Genomic DNA, 6,376 nt, shown 5'->3' with positions numbered 1-6,376 from the left:
CCCGGTGAGGCTATGGAGGTACAACCTCACCCTCGTTGTAGCTGACGGTGTGAAGGCCGTGGAGGAGGCCATCTCCCGTTCCGGGATCCAGGTCGCGAGGCAGACCTGCCCGGTCCACCTCAAACGAAGCAGGAGGGTGAGGGACGCGCTGGACCTCCTCCTCTCCCTCGCCGTCCCCACCCGGGGCTCTCCCCTCCTCTCCTACCTCTTTGCCCCCAGGGAGGCCCCTCCTCCTCGAACAACCCGACCAGTCCTTCAACTCCCTCCTGGAGAGTTCGGCAAGTGCCACTCCCCCTGGAGGACAGGATCGCCCGGGCCATAGCAATCAACTACAACCTCTCGACCTGTTATCTCATTCTTGTAATAATATTACAAGAACCCTTATTTCTTCGTGAAATGATCAAATATATTCAGTAATTCCTCAATTGAATAAGTTCAAATCAACAGAGATATTACAATTCGCAAAGGAGCCCTGAATCGCCCAAGTTTAGTTTGTCGTCTGATTCATTTTTATCTTATACAGCAGTTATGGGACTTTCCCTTAAATATCGCCCTGTAATCAAGGCAAAATCTACTAACTGCTGTCTTATAACTTTAAATCTCACTTTTTCTTATTTCATACTATGAGTTTATTCCGTTACGGAGGTTTAAGGATAGAGATACCTAAAGGATGTGAGTACGTTTATTACTCAACGTTCATAGTAGGCGAGTACGATTTCCTAAGGTTCAAGAAGGAAGACACTGTACTAGATGCCGGAGCTTTTATAGGTGATTTTACAGTGAAAATTGCTAGGAAAGTTAAGGAAGTAGTAGCTGTAGAGCCGTTACCTTGGGCTTTCGAAATTCTGAAGAGGAACGTTGAGGTTAACGAGTTAAAAAACGTCACTCTGGTCAATAAGGCGCTATACAATGTAGATGGGGTAGAAATTAGGATATCCGATGAGGGGACGGGGAGTAAGGTGTCAAATGAGGGGATAGAGGTTACTACGACTACCATAGAGTCGCTAGGTAAGTTTTCTGTGGTTAAGATGGATATTGAAGGTACAGAAGGTAGGTTAATTAAAGGTAATTGGTTGAATTCTGTCAGGGAAATTGCCATGGAATTACACGGTAATGAAAACGTTATTAGTATACCGGCAATGTTAAGGGATAAAGGGTTTAATGTAAGGTTTATGAAATGGAGTGATGTAGTAAAAAATTCAGTAAAGAATATCTCTTTGCACTTTCTGGACTTCCTTAAAGCAGAAATGAAAACATGGATTATGAGCAACGCAATTAAGGGGTTTCTCACAAGGAATAATATTTACACGAAACCTTCTTCAACTTACGAAGAATTCAAAATACTCTACGGTAGAAGATATAGCTAAACCTTGATGTTAAAAGTTTAAACCTCAAAACGCAGAAGCATTAAGGAAAAGTATATAGCAAGATTTTTAATAGGAGTTCATGAACACAATAAAAACTTTGTTGATAATATGATACGTAATCATGGAATAGTTAAAATAAAAAGGAGGGTTAACTTATCCCAAGAGACGAATTTACTACGTTAAGTATTCTCGTAAAGCTAAAAAATTGTCCCTCTAAGCCAGTAAGGATGAAAATAAGTGTTGTAATCCCGACGCTTAACAGCGAGAGGACAATTAAACTTGCAGCCAATTCCTCTCTCAAGGTGGCTGACGAAGTAATAGTAGTTGACTTTTTTCCACGGATAAAACCGCAGAGATTGCAGAAAAAGAAGGTACAAGAGTTCTTCAAGTGAGGGGCAGTAGACTAATTGCTAGAATTGAAGGAGCAAAAATTGCAAGCGGAGATTACGTAGTCAACCTTGATTCAGACATGCACTTCTCTGAAAACTTTAAGGGATTTGAGGAGAAAGTTATTGCATTAGGGAAAATAACTGTTGGCAAAGGCATAGTCCACAAGTTAATGAGCGTGGACAGGGAAATAACTCATAAAAAGTGGGCTGAGAATCTGTCAGTTAGTAAGGGCGGTATAATCCCAAGAATGTATGATAGGCAACTTCTATTGAAGGCTTATGAAATGATCCCTGAAAGTCTGAGAGACAAGCTTAACGCCTTTGAGGACAGCGTGATCTATTATAACGTTATGAAGCTGTATAAAGGCAAGGTACAGTTTATTCCTAATGCAGTTTATCACGTGGAGGCTGATAGCTCCTGGCAATTTATGAGGAAGTGATATAAGTATGGAAAAACGCTAAGCTGTTGAGGGGGACAGAGTATTTTTTGTTTGGGATATTGTGGTTGAAATTAGTAGCTCACTTCTTATGGCTTTTTGCTCTAATCATGAGATTAATGCTGTAGAAATAGAAATATAGCAAAATATTAAATACAGTATTTCATCTTATTAACTTAATTTAGTTTTATCTAATCAAGAATACATAGAACTATTCTATTCTTTTTTAATTAAATAAACGAATAAAGTATTATACAGTTTAACAGTAGGCTATATACAGCTGACCGTGACAGAAGACATCAACGACCCGTAGTTTTTACCCCGTTAATGCGATAAAGTAGCGTATCTTGTGTAGAGATTGCGTCGTTTACTGGACCGCCACATGACTTATCGCTGAAAAACACTATGTTATACTTGTATCACTAATTATCTTGGCCCTCAGGCACTATTTTAGGTCATCTCTGGCGTTGATCAATCTAAAGGGATTGTTATTGTTTCTACTTCTTTAGTCTTTTCTATGTCTCCGTCAGTGGTGATAACTCTCCCTTTAACCTCCTTTGCAGTAGCTATTAGAAACGCATCAGCCAGTGATAAATAAGAGTGCTTACTCTTCAGTAGTGTGGCGTTTTCAGTAATCCTCTCATTGGGAGATATTATTTGGATCGGAGAGTTTCTTATGTACCTATGCCTAGCCATTGCGGTGTCTTTTCCCATCTTTAAAATGTAGAGGTATAGAAATTCGGCTAGATTCACCTCACTCATGTAAATAGTAATTTCTCCTCTATACATCTCTTCGAAATATTTCTTAGCAGCAGTTATGGGAATCTTAGGGAGGTAATACGGGGAAGTCGGTATTAGCGAGAAGTTTTTATTTTTCGACGTCGTCCTGCTGAAAAGGTGCGGAAAGGGACAGATCGAGTTCGCTAGGGAGAGGCTGTCAGGGAGATCAACAGGCTGGGCGTGGTGAGGGGGAACGGGAGGAGCAGGAAGGTTAACTGGTCTGATCCTCGTGGTCCTGGTAGGTGGGAGGGCCAGCGTGAGGAACGGGGCCGAGACGTTCGGGCTGGAACGTGAATTGATGGGGCGTTGGGAGAACTTGACGACGCGTGGAGGTCCTGTCAGACTGGTGAAGGGTCAGGTGGCCGTCATCGTGGACGACACCGTGGACCACAACGCTCCAGGGGGACGTGAGCCCCCACGGGAACTACTGGATCTACTGCCACACCCACGGGAGGTTCGAGAGGGCCAAGCTCCTCACGGTCGTGATAGTGGACCTCAAGCAGGACGTTCATGGTGGGGGCTTTCCCCTACGCCGTGAGGAAGATGTTGGATTTGGGGATGGTCACCGAGTTCAAGACCAAGATCGACGTGGCCAGGGAGATGTTGGACGTGCTCAAGGAGCGCTTCCGCGTGTCCAGGGTCGTCTTCGACTCGTGGTACTGGTCCGAGAAGCTCGTGACGGACAACGTGGTGTCAAGGCTTAAGTCCAACCGAGTTCAGGGTCGGCGCAGGGGACCCTCGAGGAGGGGCACCTCCCAGTGGGATACCCCCGGAGTCTACTTCACCTCCCTGACCCTGGGAGGCCGAGTGGTCATGGTGAAGTTGCTCGTCCGGGAATATAAACGTCAGCAGTTATGGGATTTCTCGTTAGGTTTGGCCTTGAAGTCAAGGCGAAATTTAATAACCGTTGTCGTTTAGAACAATGTCGTGTATATACTTGCCTATGCTCTTGCGATGGAATACGATCAGAGGAAAAAAGGTATGAGTGGAGGTGACAGGATTCTCATCGAGATATCGAAGGAATTAATGAGGAGGGGACACTCGTCCCTCATAGTCACTAGCGAGACTGGTGCCGTGATGTTAAGAGAATACGGAATTCATCAATTTTTATCTATTAGAGGAACTTCTGGTCCGTTCAGGATTTTGAAGAAGATAATAAGAGGATCGGTGACAAGTCTTAGATTTGACTTAAGTAACGTTGAGATTGTTTATTCATCGTCTATATTTTTGGAAGATATTATTCCTGGTCTGATGGCAAAGATAAGAGCTCATGACGCCAAATGGGTAGTAGGCTACTGGTTATTCCCACCTAATCCCTTCAGCAAAGAAAATCCGTATAGGGGGAAGATGTGGTTAAGGGGACTAGCCTTTTATCTTGCTGGGAAGCTCTCGCAATTTTTAGTTAGAAGGTGGTCGGATGGAGTTTTGGTCACTAATAACTTGGACAAGGAAAAATTTGAACGGATGGGGATTTCTCCAACAAGGATATTGGTGCTAAAAGGAGGGGTCGATGGAAAGGCCTGTTTACCATCCACGGAATCTATCTATGATGCCGTCTTTATTGGAAGGTTGCACCCCCAGAAAGGCGTTATTCAACTTATAGACGTCTGGGAAAAAGTATCGAAAAGGTTACCCGACTCTAAGCTCCTCATTATAGGAAATGGACCTCTAGAAGATGAAGTGAAAGCGAGGATACGTATGAAGGGTCTGAACAGAAACGTTGAGATGGTAGGATTTAAAGACGGAGTCGAGAAAATGCTTTTGTTCTCAAGGAGCAAGATAGTCCTTCATCCGGTTCTCTATGACAGTGGAGGAATGGCTCCCTGTGAAGCCATGATCTGCGGACTCCCATGTATAGCTTACGATATACCAGAACTAAGAGAATATTACCCAAAGGGTTGCTTAAAGGTCAAACCTTATGATATCGAAGAGTTTGCGGAGAAAATAATAAACCTTCTAACCGACGAGGGTCTCTTCGCGTCTATCTCTACTGAAGCGAAAAAATATTGCGCGGATTGGGATTGGGAGAAGAAAGCCAGGGAACTTGAAGGCTTCCTGTTATCATTGAAGGGGTAGTTACTCGTGAAGAGGGTCTCAATCGTTATTCCTTCCTATGGGGAAGCAAAAACCCTTAAAGACGTAGTAAATGCTGTTTTTGCGTCTAGCTACAAGGAAAAAGAGTTAATTGTGGTTAATAATGGAATTTCTAATGAGCAATTGGATAAACTAATTGGCGTAAAGGTAGTTGGTGACGGCAAAAACTTAGGTGTCGCTGCTGGGAGGAACCTTGGAGCCAAGGCATCCAGAGGAGATTACATCCTCTTCTTAGATCACGACGTTATTCTTGATACTCATACCATAACGAGGATGGTGGATGTGATGGAGAAAGATCATAGGATCGGCGTAGTCGGTCCACAAATATTCTATAGGTCTTCTCCTGATACTGTGTGGTGGTCTGGAGGGACGGTTAAGCTCCCTTCAGGAAGGGTTTTTATGGATAATAGGAGGTGGTCTGGAATAAGAGAAACCGATGTCGTTCCTGCAGCGATTATGGTTAGGAGGGAAGTCTTTGAAAGGGTAGGAGGTTTCTATGAAAAGTATTTCTTAGGATTTGAAGATAGTGATTTTTGTCTCCGTGTGAAAAAAAATGGTTACAGAGTTGTATGCGCGTGCGAGGCGTCTGCCTATCATGACATAGATCAAATGGATTTACAGAGAATATTTCGAAGGATATTTTTTATATTTAGAAATAGAACTCTCTTTATAAGAAGAAATGCTTCTAAACCAGACCTAGTAATTTATCTATTATTTTATAATATACTATTCATGACATACTATTCTTTATTAGTACTCAGATATGGAAAAGTTAGATTACTCCTTGACATTATTAGGGGCACAATGGCTGGAATGAAAGAGAAAATATTTTAGTTGTAGTGTATTACACTCGGAGTGTTCTCATACAGTCATTTGTGTTTCACCAAAGAATTTCGGGTTACTAAGATTTTATTAATAGTTTCAAAATGGGGAGGGGCAATTCAGGGTTCTATTGCGAATTATAATATCTCTCTTACAGCAGTTATGGGACTTTAACGTAACTTAAAGATTCTCATCAGCCCCGGCGGTCCGCTTAAACGGCGCTCGAGAACCTGAGTAGCACTTTACGGATTTCTCCTCCTCTTGAGCAGTTGTTTGATGCTGCCGGCCTCCTGGTAAATACCTTTCACCAACCTGGACAGCCTCTCGGCTCCCAGGTTCAAGCCCGTGGAGTACTTGAAGACTGGAGGACGGGAGCGAGAGGGCCTTCAGGGTGATGAACCCCTCGTTCCTCAACCAGGTGAGGAAAGAGCTCCGCTCGAGTCAGACTTGAGCTCCCTGATCACCTCCACGTCCCAGCGGTGCCTCC

Annotated in this window: 8 protein-coding genes and 2 pseudogenes; 8 read left to right on the top strand and 2 right to left on the bottom strand. The window is 43.4% G+C overall.

What is annotated here, in order from left to right; genetic code table 11:
• The 4 genes and pseudogenes from METMK1DRAFT_RS16405 to METMK1DRAFT_RS07600 form a co-directional block, all read left to right on the top strand.
• Positions 1-417 (top strand): annotated as a pseudogene (locus METMK1DRAFT_RS16405) (transposase); the annotation flags it as partial.
• Between the two features lie 206 nt (positions 418-623).
• Positions 624-1,367 (top strand): FkbM family methyltransferase, encoded by a 744-nt coding sequence (locus METMK1DRAFT_RS07605; RefSeq protein ID WP_009072535.1) that lies wholly within the window; start codon positions 624-626, stop codon positions 1,365-1,367.
• Positions 1,368-1,594: 227 nt separating this feature from the next.
• Positions 1,595-1,759, top strand: coding sequence for a hypothetical protein (locus METMK1DRAFT_RS19030; protein WP_009072533.1), 165 nt, complete (start codon positions 1,595-1,597; stop codon positions 1,757-1,759).
• A complete protein-coding gene (locus tag METMK1DRAFT_RS07600; protein ID WP_009072531.1) occupies positions 1,756-2,196 on the top strand; it encodes a hypothetical protein in 441 nt (146 codons plus the stop codon). Before METMK1DRAFT_RS19030 ends, METMK1DRAFT_RS07600 begins: the two co-directional genes overlap by 4 nt.
• Before the next feature lie 468 nt (positions 2,197-2,664).
• Here the strand turns inward: METMK1DRAFT_RS07600 and METMK1DRAFT_RS07595 are convergent, their stop codons facing one another.
• Positions 2,665-3,012 carry a type II toxin-antitoxin system VapC family toxin gene (locus METMK1DRAFT_RS07595; RefSeq protein ID WP_281034111.1) on the bottom strand — a complete coding sequence of 116 codons (348 nt, stop codon included), beginning with the start codon at positions 3,010-3,012 and terminating at the stop codon, positions 2,665-2,667.
• A 190-nt stretch (positions 3,013-3,202) separates the two neighbouring features.
• Between METMK1DRAFT_RS07595 and METMK1DRAFT_RS16400 the strand changes: the two genes are divergently transcribed.
• Genes METMK1DRAFT_RS16400 through METMK1DRAFT_RS07580 form a run of 4 tightly spaced genes read left to right on the top strand, consistent with a single transcriptional unit; the run spans position 3,203 to position 5,901 of the window.
• The gene (locus tag METMK1DRAFT_RS16400) at positions 3,203-3,511 is read left to right on the top strand and encodes a hypothetical protein (RefSeq protein WP_245544596.1); all 309 of its coding nucleotides are present in this window, start codon (positions 3,203-3,205) and stop codon (positions 3,509-3,511) included.
• Positions 3,484-3,891, top strand: a complete 408-nt coding sequence (locus METMK1DRAFT_RS07590; protein WP_009072526.1) for a hypothetical protein — start codon at positions 3,484-3,486, stop codon at positions 3,889-3,891. Before METMK1DRAFT_RS16400 ends, METMK1DRAFT_RS07590 begins: the two co-directional genes overlap by 28 nt.
• 9 nt (positions 3,892-3,900) lie before the next feature.
• Positions 3,901-5,049, top strand: coding sequence for a glycosyltransferase family 4 protein (locus METMK1DRAFT_RS07585; RefSeq protein ID WP_009072523.1), 1,149 nt, complete (start codon positions 3,901-3,903; stop codon positions 5,047-5,049).
• 6 nt (positions 5,050-5,055) lie between these two features.
• Positions 5,056-5,901, top strand: coding sequence for a glycosyltransferase family 2 protein (locus tag METMK1DRAFT_RS07580; RefSeq protein WP_009072521.1), 846 nt, complete (start codon positions 5,056-5,058; stop codon positions 5,899-5,901).
• A gap of 230 nt (positions 5,902-6,131) precedes the next feature.
• On the opposite strand, the pseudogene METMK1DRAFT_RS19025 reads toward METMK1DRAFT_RS07580, so the two are convergent.
• Positions 6,132-6,376, bottom strand: a pseudogene (locus METMK1DRAFT_RS19025) (ISNCY family transposase); the annotation flags it as partial.

The sequence above is a fragment of the Metallosphaera yellowstonensis MK1 genome (assembly GCF_000243315.1).
GTDB lineage: Archaea > Thermoproteota > Thermoprotei_A > Sulfolobales > Sulfolobaceae > Metallosphaera > Metallosphaera yellowstonensis.
Note: the sequence above shows the minus strand (reverse complement) of the source record. Positions and strands in the feature narration are given on the sequence as shown.